The organism is Micromonospora sp. LHW51205, assembly GCF_003315815.1.
Classification (GTDB): Bacteria; Actinomycetota; Actinomycetes; order Mycobacteriales; family Micromonosporaceae; genus Micromonospora; species Micromonospora chalcea.
Window position 1 is genome coordinate 146,436 of record NZ_QMEZ01000007.1, and the last position, 25,974, is coordinate 172,409.

A 25,974-nucleotide genomic window follows, 5' to 3' on the forward strand; every position below is an offset into this window, starting at 1 on the left:
GCATGGACTCCAGCGGGACGTCTGTCGAGGCCATCTTCTTCGGCACCACGACCGTCTGGTTGTCCGACGGGACGTCCGGCATCCTGATCGACGGCTTCCTGAGCAGGCCCTCGCTGCTCCGCGTCGCGTTCGGTCGCGTCGCACCCGACCTCCGGCGGATCACCGGCGCTCTCGCCCGGGCCGGGGTGACCCGTCTCGACGCGCTCTTCGTCGCCCACTCCCACTACGACCACGTCATGGACGCCCCCGAGATAGTCAAGCATCTCGGGGGCAGGCTCTTCGGTTCCGAGTCGACCCTGAACGTGGGGCGTGGCGCGGGCCTCGCCGAGGAGTCGATGACGCGCATCGCGGACGGCGGCGAGCACACGGTCGGCGCGTTCACCGTGCGTGTGCTCGCCGCCGTCCACAGCCCCGGCAACAGGTTCCCGGGCACGATCGACGAACCGCTCGTCCCACCGGTCCGGGCAGGCAGCTACCGCGACGGCGGGTGCTTCTCCTTCTTCATCACCCATCCCGGCGGCTCGCTGCTGATCCATCCGAGCGCCAACTTCGTACCCGGCAAGTTCGACGGGCTCGACGTCGACGTCCTCTACCTCGCCACAGGCGCTCTGGGTGTTCAGCCGCGGCGGTTCCAGGACGACTACTGGCGGCACGTGGTGGAAGCGACGCGGCCCGGCCTCATCGTGCCGATCCACTGGGACAACTTCTTCGTGTCGCTGGACCGCAGGCTCCGCCCGCTGCCGCCCGTCTTCGACAGGTTCGCCGTGACGGAGGCGTTCCTCGACCGCAGGAGCGAGGAGGCCCGGATCCCCGTACGGTTCCCCGAGCCCTTCGAGGTGACCAGGCCGTTCGCGAGGTAGGCGTCAGCGGAACCGGTCGACGGTGACGGGAAGCATCCCCTGCTCGCGCATCCGAGTCGTCAGACCGTACAGCAGCACACCGACGGCCTCATCGCGGTCGCCGAGAAGGTCGCAGGTCACGTCCAGTCCCCAGGCGGCACCCGCGGCGACGCGGCGCAGATCCCAGCGGAAGGCGTCGCCGCGGACCTGTCGGCGCGCCGATCCCAGGACACGCGTGCCGGGATCCGCCGGGTCGCCGGTGATCGGCATCTGCCACGCCTCGCTGAGTGCCGTGAGATCGTCCGGGCTCAGCTCGCCGGCGAACAGGATCCGGTAGACGCGCGTCTCGCGGAACCCCGGCCGGGGACCGGAGTCGCCCAGGCGCAGAGGGGGCGGCTGAGCCGGAGGGGCGCCGAAGCACTCCCGCAGCGTGTCCTCGTCCGGCAGGTCCGCGCCGCAGAGATCTCGATAGAGCGCCGCCGCCGCGTCGCGGTCGACGGGCGTCACCCGCTCGCGTAACCCGGCGTCCGCACGTAGCCGCCGGCTGGTGGCCGACGCCTCGTGCCAACGCCCCTCGGACCGGATCCAGCCACCGCTCACCAGCCCGGCGGAGGAGTAGTCCGCCGCGAGCAGGAACTCCTCGGCCAGCAGTCCTTCCGGCGCGCCGGCGGCGTCGTACAGCACGTAGTAGTGCAGTGCGGGAGGTGAGCCGGCCATCTGGCGCGCGGGGGATGTCGTCGTCACCCGTGGATTGTCGAGCAGGCCGGGAGCCGACGGTGTTCGGCTCGCCGAACACTTTCGGTGCCGCGACTATTATCGGATTACCGGTAACAGTAATCGACCTACCTGGGCGGTCAAATAGGACGAATCATCGCTACACCATAATGACAGTTATGTGCGGGCGGGTTCAGAGGGCCGCTGTCGGCGTACGATCACGCCACCGCAGCCGATCCCAGGGAGCAGGCGATGGTGTTCGACGCGACGCTGACCCGGATCAACGACGGCGTACAGATGCACCACCAGCACGGCCGACACGAGGACGCCCGCGACTTGTTCGCCCGGATCTGGGACGAGATCGGCGGGGAGCAGGGTGATCCACTGCACGTCTGCGTCCTCGCCCACGCGATGGCCGACGTGCAGGACGACGCACGTCAGGAGCTTGTCTGGGACCGGCGGGCGCTCGCGGCGGCCGACCTGCTCACCGACGAGCGGGTCGCGCAGGCCGGGGTGCCGATGTCGGTCGCCGGGCTGTACCCGTCGCTGCATCTGAACCTGGCGGAGTGCCACCGCAAGCTCGGTGAACTCGACCAGGCGCGGGACCATCTCCGGCGGGCCCGGGACGGGATCGGGGCGCTCGGCGACGACGGCTACGGGAAGCTGATACGAGGCGGACTGGACCGGCTGTCGCAGGAACTGTCCGCCGGATAGACCGCAGACGAATGGCTAGCGGCCAGCGTTCGTCGACGGGGTGACCGCGGTGACGACCAGGTCGACGATCCCGTCGGCGTAGTCGTCGGTCAGCGGGCCGTTGCGCAGCAGCCAGCGGTGGTACAGCGGACCGAACAGCAGCTCCACCACCAGGTCCATGGCAGCGTCGGGGCGTACCTGGCCGGCCTCGCGGGCGGCCTCCAGCCGGGCGCGGACCGCGTTCAACTGAGGACGGAGCAGCCGGTCGCGCGCCTGGGCGGCCAGGTCCTCGTCGGCGAGCGTCTCGATGGTGATGGCACGGGTGGTGGCGGACAGCCGGGGATCGGCGAACTCGGCGACTGTGGCCCGGAGAACCTCACGCAGGTCAGCCCGCAGGTCGCCGGTGTCGGGCAGCGCGATCACCTCCGGCATGTCGTCGGCGAGCGCGTCCAGGATGACCGCGCCCTTGCCGCGCCACCAGCGGTAGATGGTCTGCTTGCCGACCCCGGCGCGGGCGGCGATCGCCTCGACGGTCAGGGCCGAATAGCCGGTCTCGGTCAGCAGCTCCAGGGCGGCGGCGAGGATCGCGCGGCGGGACTGCTCGTTGCGGCGGGTGGGCTGCGGAGTCACAGCGGCAGCCTACCGCGAGACGAGACGTATCGTCTTGACGGAGGTGGTCCTGCCATGCTCTGCTGGGCAAGCGAGACGGGACGTCTCGTCTCAGCAGAGATCAGGAGATCACTTGCCGCACATCGCCATGGTCAGCATCCCGTTCCACGGCCACGTCAACCCGAGCTTGGAGATCATCCGTACCCTGGTGCGGCGCGGCCACCGGGTCACGTACGCCAACGACCCCGCCTTCGCCGAGGTCATCCGGTCAACCGGCGCGGAGCTGAAGCCGTACGCCTCGACGCTGCCCGCTGACGGCGGCGCCGGCATCGACGACCCGATCGCACAGCTCACGCTCTTCCTCGACGACGCGATCGCCATGCTGCCGCAGCTGCGGGCCGCCTACGCCGACGACCGGCCGGACCTGTTCCTCTACGACATCGCCGGCGCGCCGGCCCGGCTGCTCGGCGAACAGTGGGGGATTCCGGCCGTTCAACTGTCCTCGACGTTCGTGGCCTGGGACGGCTACGAGCAGGAGATGGCATCCGCTGTGGAGGCGATGCGGGCCGATCCGCGCGGCGCCGACTACTACCGGCGGTTCACCGCATGGCTGACCGCCGAGGGTTCCTCGGTCACCGACAGCATGGCGTTCCAGGGGCGGCCGCCCCGCAGCCTCGTCCTGCCGCCGGAGGCGCTCCAGCCGAACGCCGACCGCGTAGACCGGTCGGTCTACAGCTTCGTCGGCCCGGTGCTGGGCGACCGCGCCGAGCAGGGTTCCTGGGTACGACCGGAGCACGCCGGGAAGGTGCTGCTCGTCTCGCTCGGCTCCGCCTTCACCAGGCAGCCCGAGTTCTACCGCCGCTGCGTCGCCGCGTTCGGCGACCTGCCCGGCTGGCACACCGTCCTGCAGATCGGCGAGCACGTCGACCGGGCCGAACTCGGTCCCGTCCCGGACAGCGTCGAGGTCCACCGGTGGGTGCCGCAGCTGGCCGTACTGGAGCAGGCGGATGCCTTCGTCACCCACGCCGGCATGGGCGGCAGCAGCGAAGGTCTCTACTGCGGGACGCCGATGATCGCCGTACCGCAGGCGGCCGACCAGTTCGCGAACGCCGAGCAGCTGGCCACGCTCGGCGTCGCCCGGGTCGTCGACTCGGGCGACGTCACCGCCGCGGAGCTGCGCGAGACGTTGCTCGCCCTCACCTCGGACCCGGCCGTGGTGGCCCGCAGCGCCGAGCTGAAATGGCAGGCCCGCGCCGCCGGTGGTGCCGACCGGGCCGCCGACCTGATCGAGGCCGAACTGGCCGCGGTACGGGGCGGCGCCGCGAGCGGCGGGTGAGGCGTGGTCGCGGCGGGATGCCGCCGCGACCACGCCCGGTCAGTCCTCCGCCAGCACCGTGAAGGTGAATGCGGTGCTCGTCGGACGGTTCAGCGGGATGTCGCACTTGACCCGGCGCAGCACGGCGGACCGGGTGAGGCCGAACCGGTGGGCGATGAGCCGGTCCGGGCGCACCGGCACCGGGTCGTCGAACGTGACGTTCACCTGCACCGGCCACCCGTCGAGCGGTACGACCGGCGCGTCCAGGCGCCACGCTCCGGTCCAGTCGAGGGTGAAGTGGCAGCGCCGGGCGAACGCCGGGTCCAGCAGTGTGGCCGCCACCAGGTCGGGATCGTTGAGTTGGTGGCCGTGCAGATCGGTGGGATCGAACGAGCTGACCGCCGCCCGCTCACGGACGGTGAGCTTGCTGGTCCGGCCGCAGGACACGCAGTGCACCAGCAGCCAGACGTCCAGCAGCTTGCCGTTGGCGTTGACGCGGAACCGGCCCCGGGCGGCGGTGGCCGTCTCCGCCCGGCAGATGACGCAGCGCAGCGACAGCAGCGGAAGGCGGGTCCGGCGTACGACCCAGGGCAGCACGATATGAGGTTGGGATGACATGGAGACCTGATCTCTGAAGACCTGACGCGAGGCCGATTACGCGCGGCCTCGGACGCTGTGGCCGGGCGCGCGAGGGCAGCCCGGGGAGCCGTCGCGCAGGCGACGGCTACAGGCGTGGGAACGTGTCAGGTTCTAGAGAGCAGGAGGGGTCACGCGGAATCGTCCTTCTTCGCTGCGACAGGAGTGCGGGAACCGTACGGGACGTGCGGAACCGCTCTCAACCCGTTTTCCGGCACCGCTGCGTCAAAATTCACTGACTAAAAGTTTGCAGTCGCTGCAAGATCGCTCGTAGGGTCGTGGCGTGACCACGGATCAGAGCCGCCCCGGCCTGCGCGACCGCAAGAAGCGGCAGACCCGCGCCGCCCTCAGCGCCGCCGCGCTTCGGCTGGTCGCCGAGCGTGGCCTGGACCAGGTGACGGTGGAGGAGATCAGCGAGGCCGCCGACGTGTCGGCCCGCACCTTCTTCAACTACTTCCCCAGCAAGGACGAGGCGCTGCTCGGCGACCAGCCGACCGACCGCGAGGTGCTGGCCGCCCACATCGTCGCCGCGCCGCCGGAGGTGTCCGCGTTCGACGCGCTGCGGCTGGCCTTCGACGACGTCGTCGAAGCCGTCGAGGCCGACCGCGAGGTGTGGCTGCTGCGGCTGCGGGTGATCGCGGCAAACCCGTCGCTTCTTCCGCGTCTGATCAGCGGCAACGCCGAGACCGAGCAGGTGATCGTCGCGGCGGTGGCCGCCCGGCTGGGCCTCGACCCGTGCCACGGCCACCCGACGCTCGTCACCACTGTCGCCGGCGCGATTCTGCGCACCGCCCTGATGCAGTGGGTCGAGCGACCCGACACGACGACGCTGCGCGAGCTGACCGCCGAGGCGTTCGCCGCCGTCGCCGCCGGCCTGCCCGATCCTTCCTGACCCCTCCCATCCGTACCGGCCGCGGCCGCCCGCCCGCGCACACGACAAGGAGTTCGATGACCACCGCCACTGTTCCGCCCGCCGAGACGGGTACGCGGATGTCACGCCGGGAGATCCTCCAGGCGTTGTCCGGCCTGATGGTCGGCATGTTCGTGGCGATCCTCGCCTCGACGGTGGTGGCGAACGCGCTGCCCCGGATCATCGCCGACCTCAACGGCAGCCAGACCGTCTACACCTGGATCGTCACCAGCGAGCTGCTGGCGATGACCGCGACGGTCCCGCTGTGGGGCAAGATGGCCGACCTCTACAGCAAGAAACTGCTGATCCAGTCGTCCCTCGGCCTGTTCGTGGTCGGCTCGCTGGTCGCCGGATTCACCCCGAACGTCGAGGTGCTGCTGCTCAGCCGGGTCATCCAGGGCATCGGCGCGGGCGGCATGACCGCGCTCGCCACGATCGTCATGGCGGCCATGATCCCGCCGCGTGAGCTGGGCCGGTACGCCGGCATCTTCGGCGCGGTCTTCGGTGTCGGCACCATCGCCGGCCCGCTGATCGGCGGCGTCCTGGTCGACACGTCCTGGCTCGGCTGGCGCTGGTGCTTCCTGATCGGTGTGCCGTTCAGCCTGCTGTCCATCGCGCTGCTGCAGAAGACGCTGCACCTGCCGGTGGTCCGCCGCAGGGTCCGCATCGACTGGCTCGGCGCCCTGCTGATCACCTCGGGTGTGTCCACGCTGCTGATCTGGTCGTCGCTGGCCGGGAACAAGTTCGACTGGGCCTCGGGCTGGACCGCGCTGCTGGTCGGCGGCGGGCTGGCGCTGCTCGCGCTCGCCGTGTTCGTGGAGGCCCGTACCGAGGAGCCGATCATCCCGCTCGGCATCTTCCGCAACCGCACCGTCAGCCTCACCACGGTGGCCAGCATCCTGGTGGGCGTGGCGATGTTCGGCGGCACGGTGTTCCTGTCGCAGTACTTCCAGACCTCGCTCGGCAAGTCGCCGACGGTGGCCGGCCTGATGAGCCTGCCGATGGTCCTCGGCCTGCTGGTCTCCTCGACCGTGGCGGGTCAGCTGATCACCAAGTACGGCCGGTGGAAGATGTTCCTGGTCGCCGGCGCCGCGGTGATGACGGTCGGCATGCTGCTGCTGAGCACCATCGACGCGAACACGAGCGTGCCGATGCTCTCGGTGTACATGGCGGTGCTGGGCGTCGGCGTCGGCATGCTGCTGCAGAACCTGGTGCTGGCCGCGCAGAACGATGTGCCGGCCGCCGAGCTGGGCGCGGCGACCTCGGTGCTGACGTTCTTCCGCAGCATGGGCGGCGCGGTCGGGGTCAGCGCGCTCGGCGCCGTCCTGGCCAACCGGGTGACGTCGCTGACCACCGAGAAGCTCGGGCCGCTGGCCACCGGCGGCGGATCGGCCGAGGTGCCGGATCTGTCGGCCCTGCCGGAGCCGGTGCTGCGGATCGTGCAGGAGGTCTACGGCACCGCCACGTCGGAGATGTTCCTCATCGGCGCGCCGTTCGCGCTGCTCGCCCTGGTCGTCGTGCTGTTCATCAAGGAGAAGCCGCTGAACACGCTCAGCGGTGACGAGCGCCGGGTCCGTGAGGAGGCGGCGGCCGCCGGGATGCACTGACCCCGCACGGTCGAGCGTGGGGCCGCCCCCGGGAGTCACCGGGGGCGGCCCCTTGTGCGATTGCGGTCAGCGTTCCGTACGGTCGTTGATCTCGGTGCCGGACTCGCCGGGCATGGCACCGATCGACTCCTCGGCGGCCCGGCCGCCGGTGCTCTCGTCGCCCTGCTTCAGCGAACTGCGGGGCAGCCCGGCCAGGTGAGCCGGGTCCTCGATCGGCTGGGGCGGCCACTGGTCCTGCGTACCGTCGGTCACCCCGGCGCGGCGCAGCGCCTCGACCAGTTGGTCCGGCGACAGGCGGTCGACCTCCTGTATCCCGGCCCCGCGCGCAATCGCCTGCAGTGTCTTCAGGTCTTCGCTCACGAATGTCTCGGCCATGCCCGAGCCTTCCCGCCCCTCAAGACAAGGAAACCGGCGGGCCTGCCACCGCCGGGTCGATCATGAAGTTGTACCGGACAAACCGGGCGCCGAACACCGTCAACCTCATGATCGACGCGAAATGGGAGGTTCGGTCAGCGGCGGGCGGGTTTGCGGTCGGGGCGCGGGCGGTCCCGGTCCGGGTCGATCCCCACCTGGACGGCGAACGCCGGGTCCACGGCGAGCAGGGGGCGGGGGCCGAACAGGGCCATTCCGGTGAGCAGCGTGTCGGTGTCGCGGCCCTGCCAGACCGGGCGGCGCTCGGGGTCGAGGTCGGCGTGCTCGCGGCGCAGCCGCCGCAGCAGGCGCCGGGCGGCGGACCCGGTCTCCGGTACCTCGGTCAGCCACCAGCCGCCGAGCGCGGTGGCCAGGCAGCACAGCAGGAGTCCGGCGACCGAGGCGGGACCACCGGCGGAGCGCCCCTCGACGGCGCTGTCCACGAGCCGGGTCAGCCCGACCACGGCGACCGCGAACAGCGGCACCGTGCCGAGCGCGATCCGCCGTCGCTGCGCGCGGGTGAGCAGCCAGCCGTCGCGGACCAGCCGCCCGACCGTACGGCGCAGCGCCCGGCCCACCTCCGGGTCGGCGAGCACCGCGGCCCAGGTCTGCGGGCGGCGCAGCGCGCTGTGCAGGGCGCGCACCAGCGCGGGCGAACCGGCCGGGGGACGCCCCTGCGCGTGCAGGGTGGCCAGCTCGCCGATCTCGACGCCACCGGCGCGGCGCAGCGCGGCCACCCCGAGCTGGCAGGCCAGCAGCGCCCGGTCGGTCAGGTACGCCAGCTCGACCCGGTCGGGCGTCGCGCCCCGGGTACGGCGGCCGGTCAGTTCGCGTACCGCGATCGCGATCGCGACGGCCACGGCGACCGCGCCGAGGTAGTCGAGGAGGAAGATCGACCCGCTGACTCCCCAGAGCATGGCGGCAAGTATGTCAGGAGCCGTGCCGTACCTCGGAGTCCCAGATCTGCGACCACTGGCGGCGCAGCCCTCGGGCGACGAAGATCGGCTCGCCGTTCTCGTCGTTGTCGACGTCGACCCGCTGGTCGACCCGGCCGGCCTCGGTGACCTCGGTGAACCAGGCGCGCAACCGGTCCGGGCGGGACCAGCCGACGACGATCACCACGTCGGCGTCGTCGGGCGGCCGGCCGAACGTGGCCATGCTGTTGTGCCCGGAGTACGCGCGGGGCAGTCCCCGCTGCGGCCCGTACCGAGCCAGCGCGCCGGCCTCGCCGTAGTTGCCGGTCAGCACCACCGCCCGGTCCCGCTCGGGCGGGGGCAGGGCGCGGTGCACGGCGGCGACCGAGTCGGCGAACTCGGGCCAGCCGATGGTCTCGCCCGCGTCGTAGTTCGCCGCGACCACGAACCCGGGCAGCCGGTCGGCGGGCAGCGTGGGCAGCAGCAGCACCGCGCTGCTCGCGGCCATCAGCACGGCGGCGGTGACCAGCAGCGCCTGCCGGATCCGGGGCGCGCCCCGCCGCGCCCATTCGACGGCCGGCACCACCCCGGCGGCGGTGAGCACCAGCAGCAGCGGCGCGTCATAGTAGCCCTTGCCGCCGGCCACCAGCACGATCGTGACCACCACCAGCCAGGCCCAGGCAAGCGACCGGTACGCCGCCCAGGACGGCCGGCGCAGCAGCGCGGCCAGCCCGGCCACCCACACCGGAACCGCGAACGGGCTGATGATCAGGAACTGGAGCACCACCGCGTCGATCCGGCCGCTGTAGGAGCTGTCGCCGCCGGCGATCGACGCGGCGACGTCGAGCTGCGGGAAGCCGTGCGCGGCCAGCCACGCCACGTACGGCACGGCGAGCAGCACGGCGACGCCCGTGCCGGCGAGCACCCACCGGTCGCGCAGCAGCCGGCGCGGCCCGGCGATCAGCAGACCGGCGACCAGGCCGACGCCGAGCAGGGCGGGCAGCGGCTTGTTGAGCAGGCCGACGCCGAGCGCGAGCCCGGCGCCGAGCGCCCACCGGCTGTCGCCGGTGCGCAGCATCCGCACCACGCACAGCGCCGCGGCCAGCCACACCAGCAGGTCGACGCTCGTGGTGCTGAGCAGGTGGCCGCCGGCCAGCACGATGCCCGAGGCGGCGGCGAGCACCGCCGCGGCGCTCTGGGTGACGCGGTCGGCGCCGAACTGCCGGGCGATGGCGGCGACCAGCACCACCGCCGCGCCGCCGATGAACGCCGACGGGGTACGCAGCACGACCAGGTTGCCCGGCGCAATCGTGTCGGCCAGCCGGGCCAGCGCCGGCACGAGAGGCCCCTGGTCGACGTAGCCCCAGTCGAGGTGCCGGCCGCACAGCAGGAAGTACAGCTCGTCGCGGTGGTAGCCGTAGCGGCCGGCGAGCGACAGCAGCACGACGGTGAGGACCGCGCCCACCACCATGGGCGCTGCGGTACGCGGACCGGCGGGCGGCGGGCCACCGGGCGCGGCGGCCTGGCTCCGATCGACGTCGGCGACTGATTCGGCCACCTGCCCATGATGGACCGCACCGGTGGGCCGTCGATGCCCCGTGACCCTCGGCCGGGTGGACGGAAACCGGTGGCCGGACGGCCGGGGCGACGGTTAGCGTGCCCGGCGATGAGGATTCGTGACTACGCCGACGCCGACTGGGACCAGGTCTGGCCGATCTTCGCCGACGTCGTGACCGCCGCCGACACGTTCGCGTACGACCCGGAATGGTCGCCGGAGACGGCGCGCGAGGTGTGGGTGGAGCGGCCGCCGGGGCGTACCTCGGTCGCGGTGGACCACGACGGCGCGGTGCGCGGCACCGCGAAGATGGGCCCGAACCGGCCCGGGCCGGGGTCGCACGTGGCGACCGCGAGCTTCATGGTGGCGGCGCACGCGCGCGGCCGGGGCGTGGGCCGTGCGCTGTGCGAGGACGCGTTGGACTGGGCGCGGCGGCAGGGCTTCGCCGCGATGCAGTTCAACGCCGTGGTGGAGACCAACACGGCGGCGGTGGAGCTGTACCGGCGGCTGGGCTTCACGGTGATCGGCACCGTGCCGGAGTCGTTCGCCCACCCGACGCTGGGCCGGGTCGGGCTGCACGTCATGCACCGGCGGCTGTGACATCGGCGGCCGGAAAACGCCTGGCCGGACCGGGTGGGTTGCTGACAGGCTGCCCGCCATGACCGCTCATGCCCTCGCCGGGGCGCTCGCCGACGAGCGCCGCCGGACCGTGTTCGCCGCGATCGTGCTCGGCGCCCGGGACCTGTCTGCCGTGGTGGCCCGCACCGGGCTGCCGGCCCGCGACGCCGCGGTGGCCGTACGCCGTCTCACCGACACCGGTGTGCTCGCCGACGACGGGGATGGGCTGCGGGTCGACGCCGAGCGGCTGCGCGAGTTCGCCCGGGCCGGGGCGGCGTCTCCGGCGGCCCCGGCGGCGAACCCGCGCGAGACGATCCTGCGCACGTTCCTGCGTGACGGCGCGCTGACCCGGCTGCCCGCGCAGCGCGGACGCCGCCGCGTGCTGCTGGAGCACATCACCGAACGCACCTTCGAGCCGGGACGTCGTTATCCGGAGCGGGAGGTGGACGACGCGCTGCGCCGGTGGTGCGAGGGCGGCGAGGCCGACCACGTGACGCTGCGCCGCTACCTGATCGACGACATGCTGCTCACCCGCGAGCAGGGCGTCTACTGGCGGACCGGGCCGTGAGCGGCTGGAGCACGCACGTCGCGCGTCCGGAGCAGCCGGACGCGACGCTGGTGCTGCGCGAGTACATGGCGGAGATGGTGCGCCGCTGGTACGGGCGTCCGGAGCAGCCGGGTGAGGTGGACGCCGCGCTGGCCGAGGACCCGAGCGACGACCTGGTCGCGCCGAGCGGGCTGCTGGTGCTGGCCCGCCGCGACGGTCGCCTCGCCGGGTGCGCCGGGCTGCGATGGCAGCCGGACTGGGCCGAGCTGACCCGTGTGTACGTGCGCACGGAGCACCGTGGCGCCGGTGGTGGAGCGGCGCTGCTCGCCGCGGTCGAGGCGTACGCCGTCGGTGGCGGGGCGACGCGGATCCGGCTGGACACCCGCTCCGACCTGGTCGAGGCGCGGGCCCTGTACGCCCGGCACGGCTACCGGGAGATCCCCGCCTTCACCAGCGGCCCGTACGCGCAGCACTGGTTCGAGAAGTCACTGCCGGCGCGAGTTGACGACGCGGCGCGGGCGCGTTAAAACAGAACCAGGAACTTGAGTCACCAAGACTCAACTTGAGACCTTGGGCCAGGAGAACCGAGGAGGCAAGAGCCATGTTGATGCGTACCGACCCGTTCCGCGAGATCGACCGGATCGCCGAGCAGTTCTTCGGCACCGCCGCCCGGCCCGCCGTGATGCACCTGGACGCCTACCGCGACGGTGATCACTTCTACGCGGCGTTCGACCTGCCCGGCGTCGACCCGGACAGCATCGACTGCACCGTCGAGCGCAACGTGCTGACCGTCCGCGCCGAGCGCCGCCGCCCCAGCGGCGAGAACGTCGAACTGGTCGCCGCCGAGCGTCCGATGGGCACGTTCACCCGGCAGCTGTTCCTGGGCGACACGCTCGACACCGACCGGCTGGAGGCCGGCTACGAGAACGGCGTGCTGACGCTGCGCATCCCGATCGCCGAGCGCGCCAAGCCGCGCCGGATCACCGTGGCCACGCCCGCCGAGGGCAACGGCCGCCGCCAGCTCACCACCGCCTGAGCACGGCACGGCGACGCGGGGGAGGCCGGAGCGCCGGCCGACCCCGCGTTGTCGTACCAGCGCGCCTGATCGCCAAACCATCCGCGGGCTGAGAGCCTTTCTCACATGCTTCGCCCCGAGGTGCTGCCGCGCGCCCGCACCGCCGCCCTGCCCGCCGGCCCGGCCGACGTCACCGAGGCGTGGCTACGCAACCGGCGGCTGTCCGAGCACACCCGTGACGCGTACCGCCGTGACGTCACCGGCTGGCTGACCTGGTGCGCCGAGCGTGGGCTCGACCCGCTGCGGGCCACCTTCCTCGACGTCAACGCCTACGGCCGGGAGTTGGAGTCCACGCCGCGCGGGCGCGACGGCCGGACGCTCACGCCGGCCACCGTGGCGCGCCGGTTGTCCGCGTTGTCGAGCTGGTACGACTTCCTCGCCAAGCTGGGCGCGGTGACCGCCAACCCGGTGTCGGCGGCGGACCGGCCGCGGGTGGACCGGGACCACTCCGCCACCGTCGGCCTGACGCCGGAGGAGGTCGACGCGCTGATCGCCGCCGCCGAGGCCGACACCGGCCCGACCGCCGCCCGCAACCGGGCCGCCGTCGCGCTCCTGGCCGACCTGGGGCTGCGGGTGGGGGAACTGGTCGCGCTGGACGTGTCCGACCTGGGCACCGAGCGCGGTCACCGCAGCGTCCGCTTCGTCGGCAAGGGCGGCAAGGTACGCCGGCGCGCGCTCACCCCGGGCACCGCGTACGCCCTCGACGCCTACCTGACCGCGCGGGCCGAGGCGCAGGGCGTGACGGTGCCGGAGCTGACCGGTCCGCTGCTGGTCACCGCGACCGGCGGCCGGCTGGACCGGCATGCCGTGTTCCGGCTGGTGCGTCGCCTCGCCCAGCGCGCCGGGATAGCCGCCTGGGCGAAACTGTCGCCGCACTCGCTGCGCCACGCGTTCGCCACCACGGCCCGCTCCGAGGGGGTGCCGCTGGAGGACGTGCAGGACGCGATGGGGCACGCCGATCCGCGTACCACCCGCCGCTACGACCGGGACCGGCACAACCTGGACCGCGACCCGGCGTACGCGATCTGGGCGGCCCGCGCCCGCCGTCGCGGCTGAGCCGTCGCGCGGACCGGTCAGCCCTGCGGGCGGGGGCAGAGGCAGAACGGCTGCCCGATCGGGCGTACCGGCAGTCTGCCGCCGCCCCCTGACATCTTCGGCCCGTCACGGGCGCGCGGCGCAACCGCCTGCGCGGCGCGTTCCGGTTGCCTACCGTCGACGGTGATGGGCAGGCAGCAGGAGTGGCACCACACGGCCCGGCGGCGCCGGCCGCTACGCGCGGGCGTGCTGATCGCCGGTCTCGGCGTGGGCACCTGCCTGATCGGGGTGGCCGGGCTGGCGGTGTGGAACGCGCAGGTGGTGCTCCAGTCCGACGGGCCGGTCCGGGAGACCGCCGACGGGTTCTTCCGCGACGTCGCCGCCGGGGACACCGACGCGGCGTACGAGCGGCTGTGCGCCGAGGCCCGGGGTAGGTGGAGCAAGGCCGGCTTCGGCAGTTGGGTGCGTACGCCGCCGCAGGTCAGCGGCTACGAGATCGTCGACGTGTCGGTGGCGACCCGCTCCGGCAAGCCGACCGGGACGGTGATCGTGCGGATCAACCGTGACGGCGGCGGCAGCGAGGAACGTGAGTTGCCGATCGTGTCGGAGGGCGGGTCGTGGCGGGTGTGCGGGGACCCGTTCTGAGGCTCAGGCGCGGGGGCCGAGGTCCCCGGAGCGGTAGTGCCGCCGGCACAACACCTGGTAGCGCACGTCGGCGGTGTCCACGGTGTCGCCGATGACGACCTGGGCGCCCTCGCGGACCACCGCGCCCTGCACGACCCGGGCGTTGAGCAGCCCTTCCCGCCCGCACCAGCACAGCACCTCGACCTGGATCCGGGCCACCTCGTCGGCCAGTTCGAACAGCCGCTGCGCGGCCGGGAACAGGCAGGAGCGGAAGTCGGTGGCCAGCCCGAAGGCGTAGACGTCGACGTCGAACCGGTCGACCAGCTCGGCCATCTGCTCGACGTGTTCGAGGTTGTAGAACGACGCCTCGTCGCAGATCAGGTAGTCCACCCGTACCCCTTCGGCCCAGGCGTCGCGGACCAGGTCGCGCAGGTCCAGGTCGTCGGTGACCTCGACGGCCTCGTGGGCCAGGCCGATGCGGGTGGTGACCTGCGGGCCCAGCGAGCGGTCGATGCGGGTGGTGACCAGGCCGCGGCGGCCCTGGCGGGCGTGGTTGTGGTTCATCTGCAACGCCATGGTGGACTTGCCGCAGTCCATCGGCCCCCAGAAGAACTTCAGGGCGGCGGCGTGCAGCGGCCGGCCGTCGACGCCGCGGGCGGCGGCGCAGCCGGCGGCTCGGTCGTCGCCCGGCCCCGGCAGGGGACGGGCCAGGCAGGTCGGGGCGGCGTCGTCGGTCACGTCGGGGCAGCCTAGTCCATCGACGCCGCCGGATCCGGTCCGCGATGATCGACCCGTCAGAGCACCCGGGGCGGGGTGTTGCCGGCGGCGATGATGGCCCGGCGCATCGGCACGGCGGCGAGCAGCGCGAAGCCGACCACGAAGAAGATCAACAGCGACACCAGGCCCACCCGGTACGACGAGGTCAGCTGGAACACCAGGCCGAACGCCAGCGGGCCGAGCCAGCTGGTGCCCTTGTCGCTGATCTCGTAGAAGCCGTAGTACTCGCCTTCCTTGCCGGCCGGGATGAGCTGGCTGAACAGCGACCGGCTCAGCGCCTGGCTGCCGCCGAGGACCAGGCCGATGCAGCCGCCGAGGATCATGAACGGCACGGGCGCCTCGGCCGGCAGCCGGAACGCGGCGATGATCACACCGGTCCAGAGCACCAGCGACAGCAGCACGGTCTTCCAGGCGCCGATGCGCTTGGCGAGCGCGCCGAGGGCGAGCGCGCCGCCGAACGCGAGGAACTGCACCAGCAGGATGGTGACGATCAGCGTGCTCTGGTCCAGTCGCAGCTCCTCGGTGCCGTACTGGCTGGCCAGGGTGATGACGGTCTGGATGCCGTCGTTGAAGACCAGGAACGCGAGCAGGAAGAACAGCGTCAGCGGGTACGTCTTGAGTTCGCGCAGGGTGCGCCCGAGCTGCCGGAACCCGTCGGTGAGCACATTGCCGCCCGCCTGCAGGGCGGCGGCGGTGGGGTGCTCGCGCAGCCAGCGCAGCGGGACCAGGGTGAACGCCGCCCACCACACGCCGGCGGACACGATCGACCAGCGGGCCAGGTCCAGCGTGCGCTGGGCGTTGCCCTCCTCGCTGAGCATGGTGACGGCGACGAGGTTCAGCGCGAGCAGCAGACCGCCGCCGAGGTAGCCGATGGCCCAGCCGCGGCTGGAGATGCCGTCGCGCTCGTCCGGGCCGCCGAGTTGCGGCAGGAACGAGTTGTAGACGACCACGGCGGCGCCGAAGGAGATGTTCGCGACCAGGAACAGCGCGCCGCCGAGCAGGTAGCGCTCGCCGGTGACGAACGCGAACGCGATGGTCGCGCCGGCGCCGGTGAACGCCGCCGCGGCGAGCAGCCGCTTCTTGTGCGCCGACCGGTCGGCGATCGCGCCGATCACCGGCAGCACGAACACGGTGAGGAAGACCGACAGCGAGATCAGGTACGGGTAGAACGAGCCGGCGGCGACCTTGACGCCCAGCGGGTACACCGCGCCGTCGCAGCTGTCCGCGCCCAGTTCGCAGCCGGCGGCCAGCTCGGTGACGGTGGTCAGGAACGGCCCGAGGAAGACCGTGATGACCGTGGTCTGGAACGCGGAGTTCGCCCAGTCGTAGAAGTACCAGCCGGTGCGCTCGCGGCGGGTGCTGCCCGGTCCGGCGGGGTCGGCGACGGCGGGGGTGACCGTATCGGCCATCGGGGGTCGTCCTCGGGGGGTCAGGCGGCCCAGTGGCCGCGGCTGCGGTAGACGTCGCGGAGCACGCTGACGTGATCGGTCATGATGCCATCCACACCAAGATCAAGTAAGTGGTGCATCTGGGCGGGTTCGTCGATCGTCCAGACGTGCACGTGCAACCCGATCCGGCGGCAGTACGCGAGGAACCGCCGGTCCACCACCGGCACCCGCCCGAAGGAGACCGGGACCTGCGCGGCGACCACGGACGGGGGCAGCCGCACCGGTCGCCCGTGCAGCGAGGCCAGCCGCAGCCGGGCCACGCCGCGCATGCCGAGGCTGGTGGCGACCGTCGGGCCGGCCAGCGCGCGCAGCCGCGACAGCCGGGCGTCGCTGAACGAGGCGAGCAGCACCCGGTCACCCGCGCCGGCCCGGGTGACGGTGGCGACCGTGGGCGCCACGCCGCCGTCGGACTTGACGTCGATGTTGAACCGCACCTGCGGCCAGGCGTTCAGCACGTCGTCCAGCCGGGGCACCAGGGCGGCCCCGCCGACGCGCACCGAGGTCAGGTCGGCCCAGCGCAGGTCCGCGATGCGACCGGGCTCGCCGGTGACCCGGCGCAGCGTCGGGTCGTGGAAGACCACGGGTACGCCGTCGGCGGTGGCGTGCACGTCGGTCTCCACGTACCGGTAGCCCAGGGCGACGGCACGGGCGAACGCGGCGGCGGTGTTCTCGTCGCCGTCGGCCGCACCGCCGCGGTGGGCGAACGCCAGCGGCGCGGGCGCGTCGAGGTAGCCGTGACGGGGCTGCACGCGGGCAGTATGCCCGGCCCGGGTGGCGCGCACATGGCCGGGCGATGAAATTACCTATCGTTCCCTATCGTGACTAAGATAGGGTGCGATGAGTAACGACATGTATTCGGTTGAGCAGGTCGCTGACCTGCTCGGCCTGCACGTGCGAACGGTGCGCCGCTACATCCGGTCCGGGCGGCTGCGGGCCACCCGGATCGGCAAGCAGTACCGGATCGCGCGCGCGGACCTGGACGCGCTGACCGGCCGGCCGGCCGTCGCGGCCACCGGACCGGCGGCGGAGGTGTCGAGCGTCCTGCGGCTCGACGGCGTCGACCGGGCCGCCGCCGACCGGCTCGCGACGCTGGTGCTGGCCGGCGTGAACACCCACCACGACCCGGACCGTCCGCTGCGGGTGCAGACGGTCCACGACGAGGAGCGGCAACGCATGACCATCATGATCCTGGGCGACCTCACCGCCACCGCCGACCTGCTGCGCCTGGTCGACGGTGTGCTGGGCGGCGGCAACGACCTGCTCGGCGGCGGCCGTGACTGACCTGATGCAGGAGCGCGCCGGCGTGGCGGTGCTGGTCTGCGACCCGGACGGCCCGCCGATCGCCACCGAGCGCGACGCGCTGGACCTGATCGGCGCGGCGTTCCTCGGCGCGACTGTGGTGGCGGTGCCGGCCGAGCGGCTCGACCCCGGCTTCTTCACGCTCGGCACCCGCTTCGCGGGCGAGGTGATGCAGAAGTTCGTCAACTACCGGCTGCGCCTGGCGATTGTCGGCGACATCTCCGACCACATGGAGCGCAGTGGCGCGCTGCGCGCGCTGGTGGCCGAGTCCAACCGCCACGACCAGGTGTGGTTCGTACCGGACCTCGACGCCCTGGACGCCCGCCTGCGCGCCACCCCCTGACCCCCGTCGATCTCGCGCTTGCGGCCCTCGTTCGGGGCGGTTTGCCGGGTTCAGCCGGACAGCAACTGCAAGATCAACGGGGGCGGGCGGGGGCGGTGGCTGCGTCGCGGGTTCCCGGCGGCGGGTAGGGCTGCTCCGCGAGCAGCCGGGCCAGGTGGGCGCTGTTGAGCGCCAGCGCGGCGGTGGTGCGGCCGGTCGTGTCGGGTTTGGGGCGGGCGTCGACGTAGTCGGTCTTGTGCAGCGCCTCGCCGACCCAGTAGGTGGCCCCGGCGGCCGGGCAGGTGAACCCCACCTCGTTGAGGGCCTGCTGCACCTCGGCGATGGTGTGGTGCGCGCCGTCCTCGTTGCCGACCACTGCCACCCCGCCGACTTTGCCGTAGGTACGCAGGCGGCCCTGGTCGTCGGTCTCGGACAGTTCGGCGTCCAACCGTTCCAGGACCATCTTGGTGACCGACGAGGGCTGACCGAGCCAGATCGGCGTGGCGATGATCAGGATCTGGGCGGCGAGCAGCTTGGCGCGGATGGCGGGCCAGCCGTCGCCGGCACCCTCGTCGACGGCGACCCCGAAGCGCACGTCGTGGTCGACCACGCGGACGATCTCGCCGTCGACACCCTGATCGGCCAGCGCGTCGAGCACCTCCTGACCGAGCACCTGGGAACTGGACGTCGCCGGTGAGCGCTTCAGGGTGCAGTTGAGAACGAGTGCTCGAACAGCGGTCATGGCCGGATCCTCTCCGCCTCGGGATTGCGGGACTTGATACCCGCCTCCGGGGCCGGGATGCGTCAGCCGGGGCGGTGGCGGCGGTGGGCGCGGGCGGTGTCGACCGGCCGGCCCGGGTCGACGTGGCGCGGCAGTTCCGGCTCGTCGGGGCGCAGCGGGACCAGGTCGTCGGTGATCGCGTCGATGATCCGGTCGGTGGCGTGCCGGGCCGCGCCGGGAGAGCCCGACCGCAGGTCGTCGATCGGCACCGGGGCGCCGAAGTGCACCCGGATGGCGGGCCGGCGGACGAGCGCGCGGGCCACCCCACGCAGCATCCCCTTCGGCGCGCGGTACGGCAGCACCTCGTGCGAACCCCACTGCGCCACCGGTACGACGGCGGCGCCGCTGGCGAACGCGAGCCGGGCCGTGCCGGTCTTGCCCCGCTCGGGCCACATGCCCGGGTCGAGCCCGATGCGTCCCTCCGGGTAGACGAGCACCACCGAGCCGCCGGCCACGGCCTGGGCGGCGACCTCCAGCGAGCGGTGCACGGCGGCGGTGCCGCGGTCGACGCGGATGTGCCCGGCGCGGCGCATCAGCGCCCCGATCACCGGGGTGCGGAACAGGCCGCCGGTGGCCATGATCCGTGGCGCGACGTCGCGGACCCGGCAGGCGGCGGCGAGCACGACCGGGTCGAACGGGCTGATGTGGTTGGCGGCCAGGATCAGCGGGCCGCGGCGCAGCGCGTCGGGCACGTCGCCGGTGACCTCCAGCCGGCCGACCAGCCCGACGGCGGCGCGGGCGAGCGTCTGCGCGCCCCGCCACAGCAGCGGCGCGCGCCAGAGGGTGCTGTTCATCAGTGCTGGATGGTCGCACGTGCAGGGGTGGCGGCGGGAGCCGGTGGGTCCTCCGGCAAGGGTGATCAGGGTCATTGGTCCCGGGCCGGGTGGGGCCCTGCGGCCCTGCTGCTTTCGCTACGACGCCGAGTAGTATCTACTACGTCTCGTAGTATGCACAGCTGGGGGTTTTCTGGTGGACGCGTTGGACGTCGCCCGCTGGCAGTTCGGTGTCACCACCGTCTACCACTTCTTGTTCGTGCCGTTGACCATCGGCCTGTCCGTGCTGGTGGCGATCCTCCAGACCATGTGGCACCGCACCGGTAACGAGCGGTACCTCAAACTCACCAAGTTCTACGGCAAGCTCTTCCTGATCAACTTCGCGATGGGTGTGGTCACCGGCATCGTGCAGGAGTTCCAGTTCGGCATGAACTGGAGTGACTACTCCCGCTTCGTCGGTGACATCTTCGGCGCGCCGCTGGCCATCGAGGCCCTTGTGGCGTTCTTCCTGGAGTCCACGTTCATCGGCCTGTGGATCTTCGGCTGGGACCGGCTGCCCAAACGCCTGCACCTGGCCGCGATCTGGGCCGCCGCGATCGGCACCAACCTGTCGGCGTACTTCATCCTCGCCGCCAACTCGTTCATGCAGAACCCGGTCGGCTTCCGGATCAACCCGGAGAGCGGCCGCGCCGAGCTGACCGACTTCGTCGCCGTGCTCACCAACAAGGTCGCCCTGGTCACCTTCCCGCACACGCTGGCCGGCTCGTTCCTGGTCGCCGGGTCGCTGATGGTCACCGTCGGCCTGTGGCACGTGATGCGCAACCGCGACAGCGCCGACACCGGCGCGTACCGCTTCGCCACCAAGCTCGGCTCCTGGGTCGTCCTGATCTCCTCGGCGCTGGTGATCCTCACCGGCGACATCCAGGGCAAGATCATGACCGAGGTGCAGCCGATGAAGATGGCCGCCGCGGAGGGCCTCTACACCACCGAGAGCCCCGCCTCGTTCTCCGTGCTCACCGTCGGCAGCCTCGACGGCAGCCGCGAGATCTTCGCTCTCAAGATCCCGTACCTGCTGTCGTTCCTCGGCACCGGCGACCCCAACGGCACCGTCCAGGGCATCAACGACCTCCAGGCCCAGTACGCCAGCCAGTACGGCCCCGGCAACTACGCCCCGATCATCCCGGTCACCTACTGGAGCTTCCGCTTCATGATCGGCTTCGGGCTGGCCGCCGCCGCGATCGCGCTGCTGGTGCTCTGGAGCCAGCGCAAGGGCCGCACCCCCACCAGCAAGTGGCTGCTGCGCGCCGGCCTGGTCATGCCCGTGCTGCCGCTGCTGGCCAACTCCTTCGGCTGGATCTTCACCGAGATGGGCCGCCAGCCGTGGATCGTCTTCGGCGAGATGCTCACCCGTGACGGCGTGTCCCGCAGCGTCTCCCTGACCGAGGTCCTCACCTCCTTCACCGCGTTCACGCTCATCTACGCCGTCCTCGCGGTGGTCGAGTTCAAGCTGCTGGTCCGCTATGCCCGCGCCGGCGTCCCGGACGTCACCCCGCAGACCGACGACGACGACACCGACGACGCCGAGCGCCCGCTGGCGTTCGCCTACTGACACCCCGGAGCCCAACCGTGGAACTGACGACCGTCTGGTTTCTCCTCGTAGCAGTGCTCTTCACCGGCTACTTCATCCTCGAAGGCTTCGACTTCGGCGTCGGGATGCTGCTGCCGGTGCTCGGCCGCGACGACCGGCAGCGCCGTGTCCTGATCAACACCATCGGCCCGGTCTGGGACGGCAACGAGGTGTGGCTGATCACCGCCGGCGGCGCCATGTTCGCCGCCTTCCCCGAGTGGTACGCCACCCTGTTCTCCGGCTTCTACCTGCCGCTGCTGCTCATCCTGCTGGCCCTGATCGCCCGCGGCGTCGCCTTCGAGTACCGCCACAAGCGGCCCGAGGCGTCCTGGAAGCGCCGCTGGGACCAGGCCATCTTCTGGGGCTCGGCGATCCCGGCCGTGCTGTGGGGCGTGGCGTTCGCCAACATCTTCCGCGGCGTGCCGCTGGACGCCGACCACGAGTACGTCGGCGGGCTGCTCGACCTGCTCAACCCGTACGCGCTGCTCGGCGGCCTGACCACGCTGGGGCTGTTCCTCACCCACGGCGCGGTGTTCCTGGCGCTCAAGACCACTGGCGACATCCGCGAGCGCGCCGGCGCCCTCGCCGTCAAGCTCGGCGTCGGCACGGCCGTGGCCGCGGTGGCGTTCCTGAGCTGGTCGCTGACCATCCGCTCCAGCGCCGCCGCCGTCGTGCTCGCCGTCGGCGCCGCCCTCGCCCTGCTCGGCGGTCTGGCCGCAGCCAAGGTACGCCGGGAGGGCTGGGCGTTCACCGGCACCGCCGTGGCGATCGCGCTGGCCGTGGCGACGCTGTTCGCGGCGCTGTTCCCGAACGTGATGCCGTCCACGCTCGACGCGGCCGGCACGCTCACCGCCACAAACGCCGCGTCCACCCCGTACACCCTGAAGATCATGACCTGGGTGGCGGTGATCTTCACGCCGATCGTGCTGGCGTACCAGGGTTGGACGTACTGGGTGTTCCGCCGCCGGATCGGGGTACAGAACATTCCGCAACACTGATCGACCTGTGGGCGCAGGGGCGCGGGGCCGGTGCGAGGGGGTCGCACCGGCCCCGCGGGGCGTTCAGCGCGCCTCGCGCAGCTCCGCCAGCCGCGCCTCGATCTCGGCCAGCTCGGCGCGCAGCTTCTCCGCCTGCTGCTCCGCCTCGGCCCGCTCGGCGGCGAGGATCTGCTCCACCGCCTCCTGCACCCCCGGCACGTCCACCAGCGCCACCATCCGCAGCGCCTCGGCCGGCTTCACCACGTACGGCCGGGCCAGCGCCTTCGTGCCCTGCTGCGCGGCCACCGTCCACTCGCCCTCGGCGTACGCCAGCGTCACCGTCAACCCCGGCGGGGTCTTCGGCTTCGCGGCCTTCACCGCCCGCTTCGCCGGCTTCGGCTCCGCCTGCGGCACCTCGGTCTTTGGCTCCTCCCGTCGTGGCGCCGGCACCCGCGGGGTGTCCAGCACGAACTCCGGCTCCGGCGCGGCCGGCGGCTGCTCCGGTTCCGGCTTCGCCTCGGCGGCCGGACGCCGCCCGGCGCCCTTCGGCGCGACCGCCACGTCGGCGGGGGAGAACGGCAGCTCGTCGCGGCCGAACCGCACCACCACGAACTCCTCCGACGCCTCCGGGTCGGTCAGCTCCACCACCTGCCCGATCTGCCCGGCGATCTGCCCGGCCGCCTCGGTGAACACCACCCGGGGCTTGCGGCCCGCCGCGAGCGCCTCCCGGATCCCCTGAACCTCGTCAGTGGACAAACCCTGACCCGCCATCACGCCCTCTTCCGTACACCTGTTTGACGCAGCCTTGATACCAGCCGGCTGCGACACCACGATGATCAGCCCCCGAGGGCCCGCAACGCCGCGTCGGCGTGCTCGTTCATGCTCAGCTCGCTGCGCACCACGGCGAGGACCCGCCGGTCCGTGCCGATCACGAACGTCATCCGCCGCGTGCTCAGCGGCCCCAGCGGCAGCCGCCGCCGCACCCCGAACGCGTCCGCCACCGCGCCGTCGACGTCGGAGAGCAGCGGATAGTCGAACCCGTGCCGGCGGGAGAACTCCGCCTGCCGCTCCACCGGATCACGGCTGATCCCCACCCGCTGCGCGCCCACCGCCGCGAACTCCGCCGCCAGATCCCGGAAGTGACAGCTCTCCGCCGTGCAGCCCCGCGTCATCGCCGCCGGATAGAAGAACAACACCACCGGCCCGGCGGCCAGGAACTCCGACAGGCGACGCGGCGTCCCCGTCTCGTCCGGCAGCGTGAAATCCTCGACCAGGTCACCGACACCCAACGCGTTACTCATGACGCGAGAATATGTAGACATCGGCGATCCGGCTCCGTCGTACCCGGCGAGCGGCGGGGAGGCACCGCCGCACGACGCGAAGGACCGACAGTGAAGTACGTCATCATGATCCACTCCAACCCGGAGCCGTGGGGCCACCCCACCTCCGAGTATCTGGCCTCCTACCAGGAGCTGCCCGCCGAGGTACGGGACCGGCTCAACGCCGACTTCGAGCAGGTGCTGACCGAGCTGCACGCCAACGGTGAGCTCGTCGTCGGTGAGGCGCTCGCCGACCCCGCCACCGCACGGCTGTACCGGTGGAGCGACGGCGCGCCGCTGGTGACCGACGGCCCGTACTCCGAAGCCAAGGAACACCTCGCCGGGTTCTTCCTGATCGACGTGGAGGACCAGGCCCGCGCCGAGGCCGTCGCGGCGAAGTTCGCCGGCCCGGGGGAGACCGTCGAGCTGCGGCCCCTGATGTGGCCGGGCGGCTCCGATCAGTAACGCCACCGCGCTGGCGGACGTGTGGCGCCGGGAGGCGCCGCACGTCCGCGCCGCGCTGCTGCGCCGCTACGGGCACCCCGACGCCTGCGAGGACGCCCTGCAGGACGCGGCGGAGGCGGCCGCCGCCAACTGGCCGCGCACCGGCGTCCCCGACGACCCCCGCGCCTGGCTGATCCGGGTCGCCGCGCGGCGACTGATCGACCGGATCCGCGCCGACGCGGCCCGTACCCGCCGCGAGCGGCTCGACGCGGCCCGGCAACCCGACGCCGGCCTCGTACCGCCCGTCGACGACACGCCGGTGACCGGCGCCGACGACACGATGCGGCTGCTGTTCCTGTGCTGCCACCCGGCGCTGAGCCGCCCCTCACAGGTCGCGCTGACCCTGCGCGCGGTGGCCGGCCTGCGCGTCGAGCAGATCGCCGCCGCCTACCTGGTGCCGGCCCGGACCATGACGCAGCGGCTGAGCCGGGCCCGCGCGACGCTACGCGAGGCGGGCGCCCGGTTCACCATGCCGCCGCCGCACGCGCTGCCCGCCCGGGTGGCCGCCGTGCTCGACGTGTGCCACCTGGTGTTCAGCGAGGGCTACACCCGCACCTCCGGCGACCAGCTCCTGGACGTCGCACTCGCCGAGGAGGCGATCCGGCTCACCCGCCAGGTCCACACCGCACTGCCCGAGCACCACGAGGTGACCGGCGCGCTGGCGCTGATGCTGCTCACCCACGCCCGGTCGCCCGCCCGCACCGACGCCGCCGGTGACCTCGTGCCGCTGGCCGACCAGGACCGCTCCCGCTGGCGCGCCGACCTGATCGACGAGGGCGTCGCGCTGCTCGGCCGGGCCCTGCCCCACGGCCCGGTGGGCCGCTACCAGCTCCAGGCGGCCATCGCCGCCGTCCACGCCGAGGCCCCGACGTTCGACGACACCGACTGGCTGCAGATCAGCGTCCTCTACGACATGCTGAGCCGGGTCGCCCCCAGCCCGTTCGTCACACTCAACCAGGCCGTCGCCGTGGCCATGGCGCACGGCCCCGACGTCGGGCTGGCGCTGCTCGGCCCGCTGCTGACCGACCCGGCCATGCGCGGCCACCACCGGCTGCACGCCGTCCGCGCCCACCTGCTGGAGCTGCACGGCGACCCGCAGGCCGCCGCCGAGCACTACCGGCTGGCCGCCCGGCTCACCGGCAGCCTGCCCGAACAGCGCTACCTCAACCGGCGGCTGGCGCGCCTGACCAGCGACTCCTGATCGCGGTCACCGCCACACCCCGGCCACCTCGGCGGCCACCGTGTCGGCCTGGGCGAACCCGGCCCGCGCCGACGCGGCCCGCCGCGCCGGATCCAGCACGTTACGGCCGATCGCCGTGCGCGCCGCCCGGTCCGGCGACACCACCGCCACCCGCGCGCCGGCCGCCCGCAGCGCCGTCACCTGCGCCGACAGCCGCGGCATCGGTCCGACCGCCGCACGGGTCGGCGCCAGCACCACCACCCGCTCGCACCCGGCCGCCAGGTCCGCGTTCACCGGCGACCGGACGCCGCCGTCGACGAAACGCCGGTCACCGATCGTCACCGGCGGCCAGACCCCCGGCACCGCGCAACTGGCCCCGACCGCGTCCACCAGCGACGCCCCGCTGTCCGCGTCGAACACCACGAACTCGCCGGAGGCCGCGTCGACGGCGGTGACCAGCAGCCGCGCCGCCGGCCAGTCCGACGACGGCAGCCGCGCCGCGATCACCGCCCGCCGCGACTGCTCCGACGGGGTACGCGCCGACAACGCCATCGCGCCGATACGCGCCCGGGCCCGCGCCGCGTCCCGGCCCACCGGCCCACGCCCAGCGCAACAGCACCCCCGTCCCGAGGCGCGCCGGCACCTCCTCGCGGGGCGGCCGCAGCTGCGCCTCGTACAACTGCGTCACCGGCGTACCCGAACGCACCTGCGCCCCGACCACCGACCCGGCCGACGTGCCCACCACCAGCTCCGCCTCGTCCAACCGCAGGCCGTGCCCGGCCAGCCCGGCCAGCAGACCCAGCTCCCAGGCCACCCCGGTGACCCCGCCGCCACCCAGCACCAACGCGCGCCCCATGTGACAGTC

The 25,974-nt window shown here is 72.7% G+C and carries 31 protein-coding genes and 1 pseudogene; 17 read left to right on the plus strand and 15 right to left on the minus strand.

Features of this window, described 5'->3' with window-relative positions; genetic code table 11:
• Positions 1-2 precede the first annotated feature (2 nt).
• Positions 3-860 carry an MBL fold metallo-hydrolase gene (locus DQE82_RS24135; RefSeq protein ID WP_113974094.1) on the plus strand — a complete coding sequence of 286 codons (858 nt, stop codon included), beginning with the start codon at positions 3-5 and terminating at the stop codon, positions 858-860.
• Between the two features lie 3 nt (positions 861-863).
• On the opposite strand, the gene DQE82_RS24140 is transcribed toward DQE82_RS24135, so the two are convergent.
• Positions 864-1,583 (minus strand): hypothetical protein, encoded by a 720-nt coding sequence (locus tag DQE82_RS24140; protein ID WP_233514764.1) that lies wholly within the window; start codon positions 1,581-1,583, stop codon positions 864-866.
• Between the two features lie 222 nt (positions 1,584-1,805).
• On the opposite strand from DQE82_RS24140, the gene DQE82_RS24145 reads away from it, so the two are divergent.
• Positions 1,806-2,267, plus strand: coding sequence for a tetratricopeptide repeat protein (locus DQE82_RS24145; protein WP_113974098.1), 462 nt, complete (start codon positions 1,806-1,808; stop codon positions 2,265-2,267).
• 15 nt (positions 2,268-2,282) lie between these two features.
• Here DQE82_RS24145 and DQE82_RS24150 read toward each other — a convergent pair whose 3' ends face one another.
• The gene (locus tag DQE82_RS24150) at positions 2,283-2,876 is read right to left on the minus strand and encodes a TetR/AcrR family transcriptional regulator (protein ID WP_113974099.1); all 594 of its coding nucleotides are present in this window, start codon (positions 2,874-2,876) and stop codon (positions 2,283-2,285) included.
• Between the two features lie 127 nt (positions 2,877-3,003).
• On the opposite strand from DQE82_RS24150, the gene DQE82_RS24155 reads away from it, so the two are divergent.
• Positions 3,004-4,191 carry a macrolide family glycosyltransferase gene (locus tag DQE82_RS24155; RefSeq protein WP_370446808.1) on the plus strand — a complete coding sequence of 396 codons (1,188 nt, stop codon included), beginning with the start codon at positions 3,004-3,006 and terminating at the stop codon, positions 4,189-4,191.
• Between the two features lie 39 nt (positions 4,192-4,230).
• Here DQE82_RS24155 and DQE82_RS24160 read toward each other — a convergent pair whose 3' ends face one another.
• Positions 4,231-4,767 carry a DUF1062 domain-containing protein gene (locus tag DQE82_RS24160; RefSeq protein ID WP_233514765.1) on the minus strand — a complete coding sequence of 179 codons (537 nt, stop codon included), beginning with the start codon at positions 4,765-4,767 and terminating at the stop codon, positions 4,231-4,233.
• Positions 4,768-5,089: 322 nt separating this feature from the next.
• Here DQE82_RS24160 and DQE82_RS24165 point away from each other — a divergent pair, with 322 nt between their 5' ends.
• Positions 5,090-5,698, plus strand: a complete 609-nt coding sequence (locus DQE82_RS24165) for a TetR family transcriptional regulator (RefSeq protein ID WP_064445974.1) — start codon at positions 5,090-5,092, stop codon at positions 5,696-5,698.
• 56 nt (positions 5,699-5,754) lie between these two features.
• Complete coding sequence (locus DQE82_RS24170; RefSeq protein ID WP_113974106.1) at positions 5,755-7,323, plus strand: MDR family MFS transporter; 1,569 nt, start codon at positions 5,755-5,757, stop codon at positions 7,321-7,323.
• Positions 7,324-7,389: 66 nt separating this feature from the next.
• On the opposite strand, the gene DQE82_RS24175 is transcribed toward DQE82_RS24170, so the two are convergent.
• The 3 genes from DQE82_RS24175 to DQE82_RS24185 form a co-directional block, all read right to left on the minus strand.
• The gene (locus DQE82_RS24175) at positions 7,390-7,698 is read right to left on the minus strand and encodes a hypothetical protein (protein WP_013286318.1); all 309 of its coding nucleotides are present in this window, start codon (positions 7,696-7,698) and stop codon (positions 7,390-7,392) included.
• A gap of 134 nt (positions 7,699-7,832) precedes the next feature.
• The gene (locus DQE82_RS24180) at positions 7,833-8,651 is read right to left on the minus strand and encodes a TIGR04222 domain-containing membrane protein (RefSeq protein WP_113974108.1); all 819 of its coding nucleotides are present in this window, start codon (positions 8,649-8,651) and stop codon (positions 7,833-7,835) included.
• Positions 8,652-8,664: 13 nt separating this feature from the next.
• Positions 8,665-10,206: a glycosyltransferase family 39 protein gene (locus DQE82_RS24185; protein ID WP_113974110.1), complete on the minus strand. Its 1,542-nt coding sequence runs from the start codon at positions 10,204-10,206 to the stop codon at positions 8,665-8,667.
• Between the two features lie 108 nt (positions 10,207-10,314).
• Here DQE82_RS24185 and DQE82_RS24190 point away from each other — a divergent pair, with 108 nt between their 5' ends.
• From DQE82_RS24190 to DQE82_RS24215, 6 genes are all read left to right on the plus strand, one after another.
• Entirely contained in the window at positions 10,315-10,803 is a 489-nt protein-coding gene (locus tag DQE82_RS24190) for a GNAT family N-acetyltransferase (protein ID WP_113974112.1), read from the plus strand.
• A gap of 58 nt (positions 10,804-10,861) precedes the next feature.
• Positions 10,862-11,389 carry a DUF2087 domain-containing protein gene (locus tag DQE82_RS24195; RefSeq protein WP_113974114.1) on the plus strand — a complete coding sequence of 176 codons (528 nt, stop codon included), beginning with the start codon at positions 10,862-10,864 and terminating at the stop codon, positions 11,387-11,389.
• Positions 11,386-11,895: a GNAT family N-acetyltransferase gene (locus tag DQE82_RS24200; protein WP_233514766.1), complete on the plus strand. Its 510-nt coding sequence runs from the start codon at positions 11,386-11,388 to the stop codon at positions 11,893-11,895. Before DQE82_RS24195 ends, DQE82_RS24200 begins: the two co-directional genes overlap by 4 nt.
• Before the next feature lie 74 nt (positions 11,896-11,969).
• Positions 11,970-12,404, plus strand: a complete 435-nt coding sequence (locus DQE82_RS24205; RefSeq protein WP_030504676.1) for an Hsp20/alpha crystallin family protein — start codon at positions 11,970-11,972, stop codon at positions 12,402-12,404.
• Between the two features lie 105 nt (positions 12,405-12,509).
• Positions 12,510-13,499 carry a tyrosine-type recombinase/integrase gene (locus DQE82_RS24210; protein ID WP_113974116.1) on the plus strand — a complete coding sequence of 330 codons (990 nt, stop codon included), beginning with the start codon at positions 12,510-12,512 and terminating at the stop codon, positions 13,497-13,499.
• 165 nt (positions 13,500-13,664) lie between these two features.
• Entirely contained in the window at positions 13,665-14,123 is a 459-nt protein-coding gene (locus DQE82_RS24215; protein ID WP_064445967.1) for a hypothetical protein, read from the plus strand.
• A gap of 3 nt (positions 14,124-14,126) precedes the next feature.
• Here the strand turns inward: DQE82_RS24215 and DQE82_RS24220 are convergent, their stop codons facing one another.
• From DQE82_RS24220 to DQE82_RS24230, 3 genes are all read right to left on the minus strand, one after another.
• Complete coding sequence (locus DQE82_RS24220) at positions 14,127-14,813, minus strand: thymidine kinase (RefSeq protein WP_369799353.1); 687 nt, start codon at positions 14,811-14,813, stop codon at positions 14,127-14,129.
• A gap of 83 nt (positions 14,814-14,896) precedes the next feature.
• Complete coding sequence (locus tag DQE82_RS24225; RefSeq protein ID WP_043324045.1) at positions 14,897-16,288, minus strand: MFS transporter; 1,392 nt, start codon at positions 16,286-16,288, stop codon at positions 14,897-14,899.
• A gap of 20 nt (positions 16,289-16,308) precedes the next feature.
• A complete protein-coding gene (locus DQE82_RS24230; RefSeq protein ID WP_064446492.1) occupies positions 16,309-17,076 on the minus strand; it encodes a glycerophosphodiester phosphodiesterase in 768 nt (255 codons plus the stop codon).
• 88 nt (positions 17,077-17,164) lie between these two features.
• Here DQE82_RS24230 and DQE82_RS24235 point away from each other — a divergent pair, with 88 nt between their 5' ends.
• Together DQE82_RS24235 and DQE82_RS24240 are read left to right on the plus strand one after the other, a co-directional pair.
• On the plus strand, positions 17,165-17,608 hold the full coding sequence (locus tag DQE82_RS24235; protein WP_233514767.1) for a helix-turn-helix domain-containing protein: 444 nt from the start codon (positions 17,165-17,167) through the stop codon (positions 17,606-17,608).
• A complete protein-coding gene (locus DQE82_RS24240; protein ID WP_043324041.1) occupies positions 17,601-17,969 on the plus strand; it encodes a DUF4180 domain-containing protein in 369 nt (122 codons plus the stop codon). Before DQE82_RS24235 ends, DQE82_RS24240 begins: the two co-directional genes overlap by 8 nt.
• Before the next feature lie 73 nt (positions 17,970-18,042).
• On the opposite strand, the gene DQE82_RS24245 is transcribed toward DQE82_RS24240, so the two are convergent.
• Positions 18,043-18,690, minus strand: coding sequence for a flavodoxin family protein (locus DQE82_RS24245; RefSeq protein ID WP_113974120.1), 648 nt, complete (start codon positions 18,688-18,690; stop codon positions 18,043-18,045).
• A gap of 62 nt (positions 18,691-18,752) precedes the next feature.
• Positions 18,753-19,523 (minus strand): 1-acyl-sn-glycerol-3-phosphate acyltransferase, encoded by a 771-nt coding sequence (locus DQE82_RS24250; RefSeq protein WP_113974122.1) that lies wholly within the window; start codon positions 19,521-19,523, stop codon positions 18,753-18,755.
• Between the two features lie 175 nt (positions 19,524-19,698).
• Between DQE82_RS24250 and DQE82_RS24255 the strand changes: the two genes are divergently transcribed.
• Positions 19,699-21,111 (plus strand): cytochrome ubiquinol oxidase subunit I, encoded by a 1,413-nt coding sequence (locus tag DQE82_RS24255; protein ID WP_043324038.1) that lies wholly within the window; start codon positions 19,699-19,701, stop codon positions 21,109-21,111.
• Positions 21,112-21,128: 17 nt separating this feature from the next.
• Positions 21,129-22,127: a cytochrome d ubiquinol oxidase subunit II gene (gene cydB, locus DQE82_RS24260; protein ID WP_069089654.1), complete on the plus strand. Its 999-nt coding sequence runs from the start codon at positions 21,129-21,131 to the stop codon at positions 22,125-22,127.
• A gap of 63 nt (positions 22,128-22,190) precedes the next feature.
• Here cydB and DQE82_RS24265 read toward each other — a convergent pair whose 3' ends face one another.
• Together DQE82_RS24265 and DQE82_RS24270 are read right to left on the minus strand one after the other, a co-directional pair.
• Positions 22,191-22,877, minus strand: a complete 687-nt coding sequence (locus DQE82_RS24265; RefSeq protein ID WP_113974124.1) for a hypothetical protein — start codon at positions 22,875-22,877, stop codon at positions 22,191-22,193.
• A gap of 65 nt (positions 22,878-22,942) precedes the next feature.
• Positions 22,943-23,407: a peroxiredoxin gene (locus DQE82_RS24270; protein WP_304441228.1), complete on the minus strand. Its 465-nt coding sequence runs from the start codon at positions 23,405-23,407 to the stop codon at positions 22,943-22,945.
• Between the two features lie 90 nt (positions 23,408-23,497).
• Between DQE82_RS24270 and DQE82_RS24275 the strand changes: the two genes are divergently transcribed.
• Together DQE82_RS24275 and DQE82_RS24280 are read left to right on the plus strand one after the other, a co-directional pair.
• A complete protein-coding gene (locus DQE82_RS24275) occupies positions 23,498-23,890 on the plus strand; it encodes a YciI family protein (protein WP_043324033.1) in 393 nt (130 codons plus the stop codon).
• A gap of 19 nt (positions 23,891-23,909) precedes the next feature.
• A complete protein-coding gene (locus DQE82_RS24280; RefSeq protein WP_113974128.1) occupies positions 23,910-25,130 on the plus strand; it encodes an RNA polymerase sigma factor in 1,221 nt (406 codons plus the stop codon).
• A gap of 6 nt (positions 25,131-25,136) precedes the next feature.
• Here the strand turns inward: DQE82_RS24280 and DQE82_RS24285 are convergent, their stop codons facing one another.
• Together DQE82_RS24285 and DQE82_RS31515 are read right to left on the minus strand one after the other, a co-directional pair.
• Positions 25,137-25,703: a patatin-like phospholipase family protein gene (locus DQE82_RS24285; protein WP_233514768.1), complete on the minus strand. Its 567-nt coding sequence runs from the start codon at positions 25,701-25,703 to the stop codon at positions 25,137-25,139.
• Positions 25,704-25,806: 103 nt separating this feature from the next.
• A pseudogene (locus DQE82_RS31515) lies at positions 25,807-25,965 on the minus strand (patatin-like phospholipase family protein); the annotation flags it as partial.
• Positions 25,966-25,974 lie beyond the last annotated feature (9 nt).